This window comes from Bacteroides togonis (assembly GCF_900130135.1).
GTDB classification, from domain to species: domain Bacteria; phylum Bacteroidota; class Bacteroidia; order Bacteroidales; family Bacteroidaceae; genus Bacteroides; species Bacteroides pullorum.
Genome location: NZ_LT670820.1, coordinates 2,683,220 through 2,700,535 on the forward strand (window position 1 = coordinate 2,683,220; position 17,316 = coordinate 2,700,535).

The window sequence follows — 17,316 nt, forward strand, 5'->3', positions numbered from 1 at the left end:
TATGATAGCAAAAGCCAGTACCATACCGCATGGCGCAAATGCCATAAGGTATTCCGTCAATAAAGACAGGGCGGATATAGTCAAAGCCAACCTGTTGCCCGATGACATTTCACCGGAAGCGATGTACGGTCGTATGATGCTCGTGCAAAAGATGTTTACCGAGAAAATTAACAAGGGCAGACCTCTTGGCAGAAACGTGATAAGAATTGAAATTTCCCCATCCGAGGAAGAGAGCCGAAACTGGACAATGGACGACTGGGCACGTTTGGCAGATGAGTTCATCCGGGTATTCGATTCCATAGACCTTTCCCAAAAGACCAAACGAGCATCCTCAAAGCAGACTAACCTCAAAGGTTCGCAATACATAGCCGCTCTGCATCGTGATTCTAAAAGTGGCATTCTACACCTGCACATTGATGCCAACCGTGTGGATATGAATGGAAAAATAAATGATAGCCATAAGATTGGTGAGAGGGCTGTCATGGCTGCGAACATCATCAACGAGAGACGTGGCTGGGTGCAGTCTAAAGAAATAGGTATACGGCACAGGCAGGAAATCTCAAACTGTTGTATGGAGATACTTCGTGCGATGGACAAATTCTGTTGGCGACAATACAAAATAGAACTGACAAAACGGGGGTACAAAGTACATATACAAGAAAATGATAAGGGAAAAGTTTATGGTTATTCAGTCAAACGGGATAACTCAAATTATAAATCATCCGTGTTGGGTATCGGGAGAAATCTGACTCCATCAAAGATAGAGGCTACTTGGGCAAAACTGCATCAGCAGGAAAGGAAATCCGAGCCAACAAAATCTATTCCTCAACAAACACAGACAGCCAACGCTGATTCTGTTGTACAACCCAAGATGGCTCCACAGCCTGTTATAAGGTACTATGATATAGCGACAGACGAATATCACAGCTACCATGTGGAGATACCCGAAGCCGCTGACAATATCATCCGACAGGAGTGTTCTTTGGAGGAAGCCCATCCGTTAGCAAAGATTGAAGAGATACAGCACACGGCTCTTTTACTCTTTGCAGGATATATGGATGCTGCCACAAGCATGGCGGTTTCAAGTGGAGGTGGCGGTTCTGACACAGAAGGCTGGGGACGAGACAAGGATGAGGATGAACTTGAATGGGCACGCCGCTGCGCAAGAATGGCAAACAGCATGTGCAAGCGCAGGAGAGGACTTCGCAGATAATTCACCTTTTATAATAACAAGAACATGAGTATAGGTAAATCAAGGGGCACATCGCCCATAAATGTCAATGACATGCTGGAGAAGGTTGAAATCAACCGGCAAATTGAAACAGAGAAATCAGAAGTGGATAAACTTCTCGTAGAAATAAGAGAGGCAAAAGAAACGCTGATAAAGTTCAACGAGGATTTGGAGAAGGCCATCGCTGCCGAATGTCATATTGAAGCTGCACTCAAAGCAGCCGCTGGCAGTTGTGATAATATAGTCAGTGGCATCTGCAATGCCATCGTGAAAGCAGAGCGGGACACGAACTTCAAGGCAACCATCACCTCCGAACAGCTTGCCCAACTTAGGCAACTCATAGACCGCTCTATAGATAGTTGGACTTCGGTATTGGCTAATCATCGAGCCGAACAAACAAAGCTTATCACTGAGCATGAATCCAATATGCGCAAAATCCTCAGACGGAATGAAGGTGTTTGGTACTCCGATTTCTGGATGAAAGTCTTGGTGATATTCTTGCTCGTTTATACGGTAGGGTTGGGACTGGTTGTATATTGCGCAACTTGAAGCAAATAGGGACGGTTTTTCGCCTCTATTATCGTTCGTTTCCAGAAGTCATTATACTTTCCAGCAAGTTACCAACAAGTTGAATTTCCAACAATTTGTGTTGGAATTCAACCATTTACATTTATTTTACACCTCAATAGCAAGTTGCCAGCAAGTTAAATTAAGCCCCAACAGGGATATACTTCATGTACTTTGGTGCTGTATCAGAATCGACAGTCCCAATGATAGCTTGTTGTTTACCGAATCAAAGAGCAACTCTAGACGGAACTACTCTTTGATTTTGTAATTCGCTTTATATCGGAAACTGTAATGAGAAATTAATTATGCTATTCTTGAATAACGACCCAATGTCCAGCACTTGTGTTACCTTCTCGTATCAAAATACCCATTTTCTGCATCGTTGAAAGATCTCGTTGAATAGTACGATGAACTACTGACAAAACTACAGACATTTCTTGTGCTGATATAAAAGGATTTTCTTTTATGAGATTTACAATTTTATGCTGTCTGTCAGTTAGTTGAACTTGCGACAAACTTACGACATCACTTGCGACATCACTTGCGACATTTGTCATTTGCGCAAACTTCGTCCGCTTAATCGTAACTTGTACCCCGCCACAGAAATTCTCGACTTTGGGCATGGGCATACCTACCTTTTCAAACCCTTCTCGGATTTTTCTGAAGCCACGTCCCCATGTATCGATAAAGCCAGCCTTGAACATAGTGTTAGCAATGTTTCTGTTTCGTGGCTTAGAAGAATGTTTGCCATACAGTACTATTTCGTTATATCCATCCGGCAGTTCACCTTCGTTCCAGATTTCAATGTAGTCATTATATACGTGCATTTGAATATCAGGCCCCGTATAATCCTTATGAGCGATGGCGTTATATAGTATTTCACGCATAGCCTCCTTGGGAATTTCCAAAGTCTCATAACGTTGCATTCCTTCAAAGCGTACAGGTGACACAAGGTACTTAGACTGTAAAGCCTCCATCACGCGATCTGCCATCTGAATTATGTTATCTTCAATGACATCTTGAAACATTAAATCGGCTTCATCCTTTCCAAACCTACCGATCTTAAACACTGCACTCGGATAGAACTTCTGAGGCTTCTTGCCAAACAGGAGGATGGCAGCATTCTTTAAGTTCCCGTTGTCATCAAGTAAACCTAGGCTGTCGAGTATGTCCTTCGTGGAAGCGTTGCGCTCACTTTCAGGAATACGCTGTGCCTCTATACCCTTCTTGAGAAAATAGTCTATAGCCTTGCGGTCAATGTCCTCCAATGTAGCACGCTCGTTAGTGATGTCATCCCACGAGCGTCCCATTTTCTTCAACAGAAACTGCTGCAAGGCTATACCGTTAAGCTCCTGCATCGTGCTGCCACTGCGATAGTAGTACTTGCCCTTAAAGCTGATGGCCACATTACTCGGTTCAACCACCAATTCCATGTAATCCAAACCATCCTGCTCATAGAGGTTAACATCCACCACCAGCCCCATGTAGTTGACCGCCTTGTTTGGAATGTCCTCTAACAACTTCTTGCTGTCCCTCAGTCCATAGACCTCATGGTTATCATCTACACCGAAATACATGATGGCTCCTTGTGCATTTGCAAAACCGCAAATCCACTTTAGGTACTCGTCTTTCCAGATTCGTTTGAATTCAACGTTCTGACATTCTTTTGGTTTTATTTTACTCATATATAAAATTGAAGCAACCTTTCAATTCATTCTTAACCTTTTCAACTCTGTCGTATAGCTGTTTGTTTTTAGTAATAATATAATGACTACAAAGTAATTGTTGTAGAACAAATTTATATTCTTACATCATAAAAATTGGGCAAGTATTTATAATACTTTTTATAACGCTCAATTTCATCTTTTTCTATAATAGAATTGTCAACAAAGTAACTCTCCCTTTCATTTAAATTTAATATTTGATTTAATGCACTAGCCTCTCTATATGTTAGATTGGGAATGTCAACCTCATAAGGTTCATCTGTATTAATGAAATCAAGATCCCAAATGTTGAGAGTCTTTTCATCAAAAGTTTCATGCAATACGATACCTCCAAACGTATACATTCTCGCTCCTCTATATTCTTCATAAACAAGGTTAAACAATGTCTGAAATTTTAATTTTGATGTTTCTGTTTTATTCCTATCTGAAATCACATTTGCACAATCGGCCTCAAGCATCTTCTTTATTGTTGTTGGTGCCTTAGTATTACAACAGCAATCGTTTTCTAATCCAAGTGGGACTAAGTTCCCGAATAATGCCGATAAATCTGCTAAGGAATAGGGGATTTTTTCCTTTCTCAATTGCCTATTGCATGACATTAAGTAGATGCTTCCATGAGGTATCTTCATCAGAACTTGCTCTAAATCCCTAAAAACATCCATAGTTAGGCATCCATCATAATCCAACCATATTATACTTGATTTAGACAAATCTATAGAAGACAACATGTTTGATGAATCACCACACAAAATCTTTATGCAGGAATATGGCTTATTAAATTCAAGCTTTTGTTCATTATATCCGCCTTCAATACTATACATAGTATTAATATGGAGTTCTCTATGAAATAATTTGAAATCGGTGAATGCTAATCCTCCAAAACCAATATACTGATAATTTACATTAAATCGTGGTATAATACGCATAAATGCAGATAATAACATTCGGCGTTCTACAAATTTACATGGGCGTACCTCATAATTTAAATTGGTTGGACTTTTCATTCTTCGATACCCTCCATTTTAGTATAATAATCAAATGTTGTACTTCCTAGCTCTTTATAACTACTAGCATCGGCATACGTTTTGGCAATATCTGCGATTTTTTTGTTCGCATCATAGGATATACGCACAGTATTTTTCTTTTGAGAAATTATATCCTCATCCAACTCTGGTGGTAAAAAAATCCTCTGATTATGTGAAACACCATTCTGAACAAATTGCGTTGATTTCAATTCAACAGCAGAATATTTAATCATATTTTCACATAAGGATTGGCGATAACTATTTGCTTCATCTCCCATCTTTGTTACTTGACGAAGGAAATCAATAACATAAAGCATAGCTTCTTTCATATACGGGAGCGCAGCTTTATACACATCAGAAGTCGTGTCAACTCCTTTTTTAGTAGTAGTTAAAGGCAGGTTGAATGTTTCTTCTGAATCAAAATATACTATGCCTCTAAACATGACAAGATCAGGATGCCATTTTCTAACAGAGGAAGTACCCCATCCGGTTATAGAAGATTGCTCTGCTTCTACAACTAATCTATCATTACAATATATATACCATCCAGATTTTTTAGGTTCTCCTATATCACCTAGACCTGCGATTATCCTATATGAAACATCATTCAATCTACCATCCAAATAGTATGGTTGACAAGTCTGAGAAAGCAACAACTCAACTCTTTCTCCTTCAAGGATAGAATTATTAAGCGTAATTTTCAGTCCTTTTAAAAGGCTAAAATTCAGTAAACGTTGAATATCGTTTGCTAAACTGCTAATGAAGCGACTATCCGAAAATAAATCTTTAACTTCTTCATTAAGATGGGTGACCTTTATAAATGTTCCGTCGGAATTTAAATTTTGATTGTCATCAACATCGCTGTAAATAAAACTCCAGTCATCAATTTCAGTAGTTACGTTATCTTCAAGAGTAACAATTTGCTTTTTATGTTCCCATCTTTCAACATCAACATTAATTTTAAAATGATCATATTTACATTTGGTTTCAACATCAAAGATTTTTCCAATTTTAAACAAAGATCTTTTCATTCCAATACCGAAACGTCCAACAGTATTATTATGCATTCTTGGTGCATTGTCTGGTCGGCCAAATCTAAAAGCATATTTCTGAGCTGTTTCAAGTGAGAAACCGCCACAATTATCTCTGATAATAAATTCATTACCGTTTACAGTCAAATCTATATAAAGATTTGAATAATCATTTTGATTAATTCGATTGGCACCATCAATTGAATTATCTAATAAATCAATAATGGCATCTTCTATTGAGATATCTCGAGTTATCATCTCAATGAAAAACTTTTTTGTAGGATTACCTTCAATTATATTAGTAGTCATTTTTCTTTTCTATTTATTAAGATAAGATATTATCTAGTGCATTTATGTAAATGGGCATTTCTTCATATTCTATTCCGAAATGCTTATCAATCATGAAGTCTACAATCATATCTCCGTCAATGAGGATTATGGGGACTGCACCTCGTTTGATAGAGCTATCTTCTGCTTCTTTAGAAAATGAAGATGTTGTAAAAAATAGGCCTTGTTCATATTCGCCTTGAACTGCACCACGAAATGCATCAATTTCTTTTCTGCCAATCTTATTGGAACCCCATCTTTTACACTGAAAGGCTACATTCATATAAGCTAAACCGATTTTGAGCTTACCATGACCATCAATGCCTCCATCGCGACTTTTTTTAGTGACAGTCAGATTGTGAAAACCATACCTCTCTAATAAATTTTTGCAAAACAATTCAAAATCATAAGGATTCAACCCTTTTAGTTGACGAAGAGTTTTTGCTTTAAATTCATGTGTGTACTTATTATGAAGTTCTCTAAGTATAGATAATGGAGTCGCTTCTTTTTTCGTATTATTATGTTTTGTTTGTGCGTTAACAAGTCCGAAAGTGCGACTTCCTTCATCATATAAAAAGTACTTCTTTGAAGATGCGGAAGGATAATCAATACCAACAGAATGCCCCCTAAGTTCAACTCTTAGGACTGACAACGGATCTTGTGCATGAAACTCATACAAAGATTTTTCGATTATTTTTGCATAAATTTCAGAAACAGATAATGTCTCGTCTGAATGTTTTAAGACCTCTATTGCGGCTTCAATAATTGTCCTTCTTTTTTTCATAATCAACTACTTTTCTTTCCAATATTGTACAACTTCAAACAAATCGCCTTTTTGCAACTCTTTAATATTAGATACACATTGCCCGTTATCTAATTTTTCAAGATTCCGCATAGTTCGAGATCCATCCTTTTCACTTAGGCCAAGGAATTTGTTTATAGCTTTTGTGTTGTTAAGGTCGTTTATCGGCAATAGGAATGCAGTTTCACATTCTTGTGAAAAATCGAAATTGCCTTGATTATACTCTGATATACCTTGAGAGAGAAGAACTATAGAGACTCCATATGAGCGAATTTTTCTAAGTAAAACTTCCAAAATCTCCAAAGACTTTTTTTCTCGGAATAAATCGTGAGCTTCATCAATCATTAACACATAACGCATGCTTCGGTTACCATCAATGACTTCTGTGCCACCCATATTTGTGAACACATTAAAGATGTAGTTAATGATGAGGAAGATTGACGTGAATCGAACCGTACTATCCAGCTCACCTGATAGAGAAAAATAATAATTGTTATTTAAGAAGATACTTGGATCATTAACTCTTGACGCAAAGAGTTCATATTCACTAAGACGTTCCATAATTTCAGTAAGAGTGTCACGGTTATCACCTACTGATTCTATCACTAAATCGTAAATTTCCTTTAATGAAGGGTGTTTTCCATCTTTATGTTGAACAAACGCTTCTTTCGTAGCATCTTTTAGTGTTTGCTGTTGTTTCTTGCCAATATTGGAGTATTTAGCAATAATATCAACAAATTTATTTATACCTACAAGTTTGTTCTTTTCATTAACATTATCAATGAATGAAACTGGATTCAATGGAAATGGTGTATGAGGCGCATTTATACATTCTGTATGAGTTTCTGTAAAGAAATCCCTCATTTTATTCCTGTCATCTTCACTTAGTCCCTTAAAATCAAGGAACAGAAAATTGACTTGACCTTGCGTCTGTGTATACAATTGGCGAAGAAATTCAAGTGCAAATTGAGTCTTGCCAGAACCAGATTTTCCTGCTACGGCAATGTGTTGATTGTTGTAGCGAGTAGAATCGTTGAAGCAACAATATATATCCTCTCTTGTTTCGATATTATATCCCACTTTGATTTTAATAGGACCAGAAAACACACTTTTTGTGATGTGTTGATTTCTATTCTCAACACAATCGAATCTTTCGGGAGAATCTTCAATCATATCAATTCCCTTTCTGAAATATTCAGTTAAGAAATCGAAGAAAGTATATTGTGGATTATTTTCAAACAGGTAATTTATCTTTTCTAATCCATGATCAATATGTAGTTTTATGTACTTGGGGATAAGCTCGTCATTTTTAGTTATTCCATATGCCTGACAAATTAAGGCAATATAGAAATCTCTATACTGTCCATCAAATAGGATATGGTCCTTGTATTCTTTTCCTTGTGAATCGTATGCAGAAAATTCCTGTTGTGTAAAGCGTTTACCTGTAGACAAAGAATAGCCTAATGCAATACGAGCTATCACATTTTCTTTTGTACCCCCAGTAAGTTTTTTTGTTAATTGGGTTACAATGGCTTGGTTTTCGCCAGATGTTTTGATGTTAATTTGCATATCCGCTATTGTTATATTCTTCAAAAAGATTCTCTGGTTTCACTTCAACAAAGTGCGAACCATCTTTTTCATTGTTTATCAAATAGGATTTATTTACGATTGGTTGAATATATTGATATTCTTCTTCCGTCAATTCTTTTTTAAGAAGAGGAAATAGAATCACTTGTTTTGAAACATTTGGATAGAACTTCGTGAGTACATTCTTTGTATGTTGCGGGTCAAATTTCTGCATTGGGCTATCTATGAAAACAGGAAACTCAATTTCTGTTTCATCAACCAAAGCACTTAATAGTGCAGATGCAAACATCTGACGTTCCCCCATGGAAAGAATGCTATTATCAATTTTCTTATCATCATATCCAAATAGGCAAATGTCAACATCATCACCATTGCCATTGATGTCAACAATTACCTTTTTAACAAGATTGGTCTTGTGCAAATATGATTGAAGCTTTACTTCCAGTTTCTTCGCAAGTGCCTTTTTCTTTTCTTCCTTAAAACGAATAAGGAATTTTTGTATTGTATTGATTAGGCGCGCAGCTTCATTGTCAACTGCACGGTTCTGATCTGAAACATTTATTTTTTTAGAGAGAATCTCCTTTTGCTTTTTATGAGCAATCACTTGTTCTTTAAGTAACTCTATTTCACTTTGTCTTTTCCCGATTTCTACACCGATGGAATCTATCTGACGATCGATATTTTCTTTTCGGGTTCTCAAATCCTGAACATAATCACTCTCTGCTTTTTTCTCAGCCTCTCGAATATTCTTTTCGATTGTGTATAATTCAGATTTGGCTTTGGTATATTTATTAATTAGATTCTCAAAAGAAGATTTACTATCTTTGATTTTCGCAATAAGATGCATAAACTCTTCAACCTGTCCCTGACTAAAGTCATGCAATGTACTGAAGTGTTCAAACTTACTTTCATCAGAAACGTTATAAAAATGCTTTTTGATGAGTTGCCTGATTTGAAGTTCATAGAAATCTCTGGTCTTTATATCAATTGAGAAATGGAGATCCTTCTTTGCTTCTTCAATATCGCCGAGTATGACATCAGTTTTATCATTAACTCCTTCCAGTTGAAGTTTATTCTGTTTATACGCTTTTTCTGTTTCTAATTGTGTTGAAAGTTCAGACATAATACCTCCTGCCAAGCCAAATGGAATAAGGCTATATAAATCTTTAAGGCTGTCATCTGCTTCCCTTAGCACTATGTCAAGTTCCGCCTTCCTACTATTTAATTTCTGCAATTCGTCTACAGACATAGTATCGCCTTCACGAATCAATTTTGATTGAAGTTCGGCTGAATTATGACGTTTAAAAACTCGGTCTTCTTCCAAATTACTAATTTCCTCAGTCAACCTATCAATTTCACCCTCTTTGAAATCAATATCTGCGATTAGTCCATTAAACTCGCGTTTCTCTTGAGGTTTAGCAGATGACTTTCTATAGTCATCCTGGATTCTGACCAATTCATTTTTTAGATCTTCATATTTTTGTATGCCAAGAACTTGAGAATATGCAAGACTTAAATCCTTTCGTTGTTCTGGAGTATTTATTTGAGCAAATGAAACTATCTTTTCTGCATCAAAGAAAAAGAATTTTGCAATCTCTATTGGAAGTATATAATCCCGAATAAATATTTCCTCTTCTTTTGCAATTTCCTCTTTTGATCCCGTGAACAAATCGTTCTTCCGGCCATCAATCAGAATTTCTAACTCGTCATCATAATTTGTTGCACTATCATAGGAACGAACAATTGTTATCTCGGTGCAAGGCGTATCTGGAATTTCTACATCCGTAAATGTAACGGACACAGAGAACCGAGTTTCGCCTTCTTTCTGTGCAGCAAAGTTGAGACTATTACCAATGTATTTACTATAACCTCCTTTTTCGTCAATTTCTTTACGGTATAGTTCATCAACCTTCCCCATGTTCTTACCATATAGGCACCAAACTAATGACATGAGAAAAGTTGTTTTGCCGAAACCATTATTACCACTGACGATAATCAGATTCCTATTCCCATCGGGAAAAAGTTCAATCTTATTCTTTCCTTTATAAATTCGGAAATTATTAAGTTCAATTTCGCGTATCGTCATGATTTCTTTTTATTTACAAATTCCTCTAAACGAGACTCAATTTCTGTTTTCAAGCCACGGCGTCGCTGCATGAGTGACTTGCTTTTCTGAAGCATAAGAAGTTGCTCTATCAATTCACCTTCTTCAAGGTTTTCTTGGCAAATTTCTTTCATCAAATCTGCTTCCAATTTGTTTTTTATCTTGCCCTCTTCCATATTTAATGAGGAATTATAGATTTTGTTATATATTTCTGATACTTGATGTGCAAAGTTAAAATCTCGATACCAGTTCACTTGAATTGCAATCAATTCTTGATCAGTAATGAGTTTTATTTCAGGATTATATTGTTGCAATTCATGTTGAACATTTAACAGTCCTTCCAACATTTTCGCTCTATATGTGAAAGTGTAGGGTCCCATATCGTTTACGGCTCTTCTCCCATCCCGGCGCAACGGGAACCGATTCTCAATGATATTCCGTTCTTGATCCAGCTTTAACCTAAAATCATAAAGCGGTTGCATCCATTCTCGGCCATTTTTTATAAGCGAACGCATGGACTTATCATCCTTCACAACAGTGCAAGTCCAACAGCCGAAACGACTTTGACCACAAGAACCATGACTTTTGTCTGTTACAACGGTTGGACATTCGTAATCGTCCGCACTTGCATCAACATAAATGTTAAACAGGATTTTGTTATCAAATCCCCAGGGTGATGGAATGGTATTTATTATATACCAGACTTCTTCCAACATCAATTCTTTGATTGGTGCATAGACATATGTATTTGCCAACAGAGTATGATTGGTAAGTCGCTTGCCATGAATTTCATGTTTCTTGATGGAACGAGCGCGAGTCGCACTTTCTGCTTTTCTTGTTCCAATTAAAATTATAGCTTCCCCACACTCGTCAACTTGTTCTATTATAAAACGAGCTGTAGGCTTAATCTTCATTTTCTCAGTACACCATCTAAATGCTGTGTTTGGAACAGGATAACCTTTCCCTATAACATTCACCCAAAAAGAATCTTCCAATCGAGGCGTAGTCTTCCGAACAAAAATAGGCAAGTCTTCTTCTCTTGCTTTTTTTTCTATCTGTTCAAGAACTTGGTCAACATACGATGCAATTATAGGATTTTCAACCATTGTATCATTACATACGACATATATTGGTCTACGAAGTTGAAACGGCCCCGGTAGTTCTTTTAATTTTTCAAGCGCAATCCATACAAGCATTAGTAATACAGTAGAATCCTTTCCCCCACTGAATCCTATAATCCATGGTCGGGTAGACTCATCAGCATACGCATACTGGTCAAGAATTTCATCTATTATATATTCAATACGTTTATTCCTCATTTTGGATTTTTATCATAAATCTGACATCCGATTTATAGGCTAAAAAGTTTTGAAGTCCTTATTTACCAAATCGTTCAATTCTACATCTAATAGGTGTGATATTTTAATTAGGGTTTCAATATCTGGCTGAGAACTATTCGTACACCATTTTGAAACGGTGGATGGATTGACATTTAATTGCTCACACAGCCATTTATTTGTCCTCTTCTTTTCTGCTAAAACTACTTTCAGACGATTTATATCTGTTTCCATATTGGCAAAATTTGTTATTTGCCCACAAAAATAGTGATTTTATTTCACTTGACAAAAGAAATGATTGAGTTTACGGTAAAACTGACCCAAAATACTGATCTGAATCAGTATAATTAACGTTATAAAGTATCTGTAGAGATTTTGCTTTGCCTTCTACTTATGTGTTACCAATATGCTTAGTGTCTGAGTTAGTGTCCAAGTTGGTGTCTAAGTCGACATATAAATGACAAGTTTGGTGTCAGAGTCAGTATCAAAAGTGTTAGAGTGCCCTTACTATATTTAGAGTGACAATACATTTTTGCAATGGCATGATGCCTTATGCATCATACAATGGAACTTCATTTAGCATAACTCCGGACGGGTAATCTGACAGTTTTCTGCGTAAACAATGCGTAAACAAACGGTTTCAGTTAGGGGGATTTAGTGAGTTTCATTGTAAATGACGGATTTCGCAACTGACTGATAATCAACAATGATTAACGAAATAGACTATCACAGAATATCATCTTATCGTTCTCATAATCTGGAGGTCCCTGGTTCAAGCCCAGGCTGGTCCACAAAAGAAGAAGCGTTAATTGCACAAAATCAGCAGTTAACGCTTTTTCTTTTTGTTCTTTTTCGTGAGTCATGATATAATCAATAGAATCACATCCCTCTTCAAGGCGATATAGATGTATGCAGTAGACGTCAAGCATTCTCCCAACTTACCTGTTTCAACAAACTCAAAGCAACTTAACAATGAATTCCCCAGGAGGCGTAATACAATAGAGCAAACTGACATCAAAGTTTCATTGTTTACACATACCAAAATCTGAGATTTTCTGATGTGAATTCACAACAAACCGCTGATAACAAGCAAATTGCATTGAAACATCCGAATAAGACCGAATAAAATATTGCCGTAGACCACGAAAACAGCGAGCACCCACCGTGAAACTTCATCTTTCAACCTACTTCCTTTTCTTCCAACGGATTACGCTACAAATGAAGGGTTGAAAGCAGATTGGGACAATCAATCACTCATCAGCCACACGCCATTCCTAAAGACCTACTTTAACCCGCTAAACACCAACTTGGCAGACGTAACTACGGACTTGACGAATGGAAAGAAGAACTTTATATCTGACTCATTTCCTCATGTGACGAATTAATTGTACATTTGTACGAAGCATTGAAGGAACACTTTAAGATAACTTATGACACTGACCGAAGCCACCCTCCGATTTATAGCCGAACACCGCCGCGACGATGTGCGTGTGCTAGCCCTGCAAGCAGGCAAGTATCCCGACGTGGATATGCCGACTGCTCTGACACAGATAGCGGGCAGGCAGACGGCCGAAACAAAAATACCGACGTGGGCCGCTACAGAAGGCATACTCTATCCACCCCACCTATCCATGGAACAATGCTCGTCGGAGGTGACGGCGCGCTATAAGGCTTCTGTTGTAAGTGGATATAATAGCCCATGCCACTCACTGGCCGACCTGACAGGCGGTTTCGGTATCGACTTCTCTTTCCTGGCCCCGCATTTCGGACAAACCACCTACGTGGAGCGACAGGAGGTGCTGTGTCAGGCAGCCCACCATAACTTCCCGCTGCTGGGACTGAGCGCGACCCACGTGATCCATGCCGACGGAGTGGATTATCTGCGGCAGATGCCCGCCGTAGACTGGCTCTACCTCGACCCCGCCCGGCGGAACGGACACGGAGGCAAGACGGTAGCTATTGCCGACTGCGAACCAGATGTAACTGCTCTCGAAACCTTGTTACTGGAGAAGGCAGTCCATGTACTGGTGAAGTTGTCACCCATGCTCGACCTGGCACAGGCCTTGCACACGTTGAAACATGTAGTGGCGGCGCACGTGGTTTCCGTGGCAGGCGAATGCAAAGAGCTGTTGCTGGTATTGGCACGTGGCGAAGCCCCACAGGCGGACGACGTACCCATCCGTTGCGTCAACCTCTCAACTACCGACGATGCCTTCACCTTCACCCGCCATGAAGAACAGGAGGCCTCCTGCCGCTATGCCGACGCTCCCCGCTCCTACCTCTACGAGCCCAATGCCTCGCTGCTGAAGGCGGGTGCCTTCCGAAGTCTTTCCTATATATATAATATAGAGAAACTACATACCAATAGTCACCTTTATACCTCCGATGAAGCGTTGCCATGTTTTCCCGGCCGTATGTTCCGCATCGACGGCTGGTGCGGATTCGGCAAGCACGAAGTGAAGGAACTGCTGGACGGCATACGAAAGGCCAATCTAACAATACGCAATTTCCCCGCCACCGTAGCCGAAGTGCGCAAACGGCTCAAGTTAGGCGAAGGAGGAGAAACTTATCTCTTTGCTACAACCTTGAATGACGGTCGGAAAATACTCCTGAGATGTAGCAAAACCTAACAAACTGCCCACTTTGTTTGTAACCGCTTTGCAACATCTTTGTTACGTCTTCTTCAAAAACCTGTAAAGATTGCGTAACGCCATGCCTGTACTTTTGCGGCAAAATAATCACAGAAAAAAACAGGTATGAAACAGATTGTAAAAGTATTGATTTATTCTTTTCTATTTTTAACCGCTACCGCTACTCCCGCAGTGGCTGACGAAACTGCAAATGAGGCCAAAGGAGCTATCCGAGGCCGCATCATTGACAACACCAAGCAAACTCTCCCGGGTGCTTCTATCTACATTGAAAAACTACACACAGGCGTCACAAGTGACGTCAACGGCTTTTACACTTTCCCCAATCTTGACCCGGGAACTTATACAGTTAAGGTGACCTACGTAGGCTATTCGCCTGTAGAGCTGAAAATCACCATTCCCGAAGGCAAAACGCTGGATAAGGACGTTATCCTGAACGAAGGACTCGAATTACAGGAAGTAGTTGTGGGCGGTGCCTTCCAAGGACAACGCCGTGCCATCAACTCACAACGCAGTAATTTAGGAATCACCAACGTCGTATCCGCCGACCAAGTGGGCAAGTTCCCCGACTCGAACATCGGCGACGCCCTGAAGCGCATCAGTGGTATCAACGTACAGTATGACCAGGGTGAAGCGCGTTTCGGACAGGTGCGCGGAACGAGTGCCGACCTCAGCTCCGTGACCATCAACGGAAACCGCGTCCCCTCGGCCGAGGGAGAGACACGCAGCGTGCAGCTCGACCTTATCCCCGCCGACATGATCCAGACCATCGAGGTAAACAAAGTTGTAACTCCTGATATGGATGCCGACGCCATCGGAGGCAGCATCAACCTCGTCACCAAGAACTCGCCCTACAAGCGCACCATCGCCGCTACGGCCGGTACGGGATACAACTGGGTGAGCGGCAAGGCGGCCCTAAACCTGGGCTTCACCTACGGCGACCGCTTCTTCAACGACAAGCTGGGCTTGATGGTATCGGCCTCTTATCAGAACAATCCCGCAGGAAGCGACGACGTGGAGATGGCCTACGAACGGAACGAAGACGGTGAGGTTGTGCTCGACGAATACGAAGTGCGCCAATACTACGTCACCCGCGAACGCCAAAGCTATTCGCTGGCCCTGGACTGGGAAATCAACGCCAATCACAAGATTGACTTCAAGGGTATCTTCAATAACCGCAACGACTGGGAAAACCGCTACCGCCACACCTACAAATGGGACGACGAAACACCCAATGAATACGAAGTGATCTACGAAACCAAGTCGGGCGGCCCCGACCAGCGCTATGCCCGCCTGGAACGCCAGCGCACAATGGACTTCACCCTGGGCGGCGAGCACCTTTTCGGGAAGCTGAAGTTCGACTGGAAAGCATCCTACGCACAGGCCGGTGAAGAACGCCCGCACGAACGCTACCTGGCCTTCAAGAAGGAAGGCGTGGCCATGAACACCGACTGGAGCGACATTCGCCGCCCGTACATGTCGCCCGTAGACGGACAGAACATCTTGCTGGACAAGAACAACGACAACGGCTTCGAGCTGGACGAACTGACCGAGCAGTTTGAGGACATCAACGAGAAAGACCTCAAGTTCAGCGCCAACTTCGAATTGCCGCTCGCCAAGGGAAAATACAGCAACAAGCTGAAATTCGGCGCCAAAGTGGTGGACAAGAACAAAGACATGTGGATCGATTTCTATGAATACAGCCCGACTGACGAAGATGCCTTCATCGCCGACGCCTTCGGACACCTGAAAAACGAAAACCGCGACGGATACATGGGCGGCGACCGCTATCAGGTAGGAAACTTCGTGGAGAAGGAATATGTTGGCGGCCTCAACCTGACCGACGCCAACAAGTTCGAACAGGAAATCAAGTACGACGAGATGTGCGAGAACTACGAGGCACACGAAACAGTCAGCGCCGGTTACATCCGCTTCGACCAGCAGTTGGGCAAGAAATGGAACCTGATGGCTGGTCTGCGTCTGGAGAATACCCACGTCACTTACAGCGGCTATGTCTACGACGACGGCAAGGAGAGCGGCAAGGACGAGAGCTACACCAAGACGCCCGAAGAGTCGCAGAGCTACATCAACGTGCTGCCGTCGGTGCTCGTCAAGTATGACGTGAACAACGACCTGAAACTCCGCGCTTCGTTCACCAACACGCTGGCACGACCCAAGTATGCCAACCTCGTGCCCAACGTCATCATCGACAAGGAAGACATCGCCTTCGGTAACCCCGACCTGGACCCGACACTCAGCTACAACCTCGACCTCAGCGCCGAATACTACTTCAAGAGCATCGGTCTGGTGAGCGCCGGCCTGTTCTACAAGAAAATCAACGACTTCATCGTGGACTACCGCCAAAACAACTATGAATACAAAGGCGTCACTTACGAAGAGATGAAGCAGCCCCGCAACGCCGGCGACGCCGACCTGCTGGGTGTCGAACTGGCCTACCAGCGCGACTTCGGCTTCATCGCCCCCGTCCTGAAGTGCATCGGCTTCTACGGCAACTACACCTACACGTACAGCAAGGTGAAGAACTTCAACTTCGAAGGCCGCGAACACGAAGACCTTCGCATGCCCGGCTCGCCCGAGCACACGGCCAACGCTTCGCTCTACTTCGACAAGGCGGGCTTCAACCTCCGCCTCAGCTACAACTTTGCCAGCGACTTCATCGACGAAGTGGGTGAGGAAGCCTTCTACGACCGCTACTACGACAAGGTGAACTACCTCGACCTGAACGCCAGCTACACGTTCGGCCGCAAGTTCAAGACCACCTTCTACGCCGAGGCCAACAACCTGCTGAACCAGCCCCTGCGCTACTATCAGGGTACGCCGGACCGCAGCATGCAGGCCGAATACTATGGAGTGCGTGTCAATGCCGGCTTTAAAATCAACTTTTGACGACAGAAAAACGTTTAAACATTAAA

Annotated in this window: 12 protein-coding genes; 4 read left to right on the forward strand and 8 right to left on the reverse strand. The window is 41.1% G+C overall.

From position 1 onward, the window contains the following. Position 1 precedes the first annotated feature (1 nt). A complete protein-coding gene (locus BQ8005_RS11440) occupies positions 2–1,213 on the forward strand; it encodes a relaxase/mobilization nuclease domain-containing protein (protein ID WP_075318133.1) in 1,212 nt (403 codons plus the stop codon). A gap of 24 nt (positions 1,214–1,237) precedes the next feature. After that, complete coding sequence (locus BQ8005_RS11445; protein ID WP_075318134.1) at positions 1,238–1,780, forward strand: hypothetical protein; 543 nt, start codon at positions 1,238–1,240, stop codon at positions 1,778–1,780. Positions 1,781–2,106: 326 nt separating this feature from the next. Here BQ8005_RS11445 and BQ8005_RS11450 read toward each other — a convergent pair whose 3' ends face one another. From BQ8005_RS11450 to BQ8005_RS11485, 8 genes are all read right to left on the reverse strand, one after another. Then, positions 2,107–3,483 carry an ATP-binding protein gene (locus BQ8005_RS11450; RefSeq protein WP_075318135.1) on the reverse strand — a complete coding sequence of 459 codons (1,377 nt, stop codon included), beginning with the start codon at positions 3,481–3,483 and terminating at the stop codon, positions 2,107–2,109. A gap of 113 nt (positions 3,484–3,596) precedes the next feature. Then, positions 3,597–4,526, reverse strand: coding sequence for an O-methyltransferase (locus BQ8005_RS11455; protein ID WP_075318136.1), 930 nt, complete (start codon positions 4,524–4,526; stop codon positions 3,597–3,599). Continuing rightward, entirely contained in the window at positions 4,523–5,887 is a 1,365-nt protein-coding gene (locus BQ8005_RS11460; RefSeq protein ID WP_075318137.1) for an ATP-binding protein, read from the reverse strand. Before BQ8005_RS11460 ends, BQ8005_RS11455 begins: the two co-directional genes overlap by 4 nt. A 16-nt stretch (positions 5,888–5,903) precedes the next feature. Further along, positions 5,904–6,689, reverse strand: coding sequence for a restriction endonuclease (locus tag BQ8005_RS11465; protein WP_075319161.1), 786 nt, complete (start codon positions 6,687–6,689; stop codon positions 5,904–5,906). A gap of 6 nt (positions 6,690–6,695) precedes the next feature. After that, a complete protein-coding gene (locus tag BQ8005_RS11470; protein ID WP_075318138.1) occupies positions 6,696–8,276 on the reverse strand; it encodes a DndE family protein in 1,581 nt (526 codons plus the stop codon). Continuing rightward, positions 8,266–10,380, reverse strand: coding sequence for a DNA sulfur modification protein DndD (dndD, locus tag BQ8005_RS11475; protein WP_075318139.1), 2,115 nt, complete (start codon positions 10,378–10,380; stop codon positions 8,266–8,268). The genes BQ8005_RS11470 and dndD overlap by 11 nt, the downstream gene beginning before the upstream one ends. Beyond that, complete coding sequence (gene dndC / locus BQ8005_RS11480; RefSeq protein WP_075318140.1) at positions 10,377–11,717, reverse strand: DNA phosphorothioation system sulfurtransferase DndC; 1,341 nt, start codon at positions 11,715–11,717, stop codon at positions 10,377–10,379. Before dndC ends, dndD begins: the two co-directional genes overlap by 4 nt. 39 nt (positions 11,718–11,756) lie before the next feature. Next, positions 11,757–11,969, reverse strand: coding sequence for a helix-turn-helix transcriptional regulator (locus BQ8005_RS11485; RefSeq protein ID WP_075318141.1), 213 nt, complete (start codon positions 11,967–11,969; stop codon positions 11,757–11,759). 1,196 nt (positions 11,970–13,165) lie between these two features. On the opposite strand from BQ8005_RS11485, the gene BQ8005_RS11495 reads away from it, so the two are divergent. Both BQ8005_RS11495 and BQ8005_RS11500 read left to right on the forward strand, forming a co-directional pair. After that, on the forward strand, positions 13,166–14,365 hold the full coding sequence (locus BQ8005_RS11495; protein WP_075318143.1) for a THUMP-like domain-containing protein: 1,200 nt from the start codon (positions 13,166–13,168) through the stop codon (positions 14,363–14,365). Between the two features lie 126 nt (positions 14,366–14,491). Beyond that, complete coding sequence (locus BQ8005_RS11500; RefSeq protein ID WP_075318144.1) at positions 14,492–17,290, forward strand: TonB-dependent receptor; 2,799 nt, start codon at positions 14,492–14,494, stop codon at positions 17,288–17,290. Positions 17,291–17,316 lie beyond the last annotated feature (26 nt).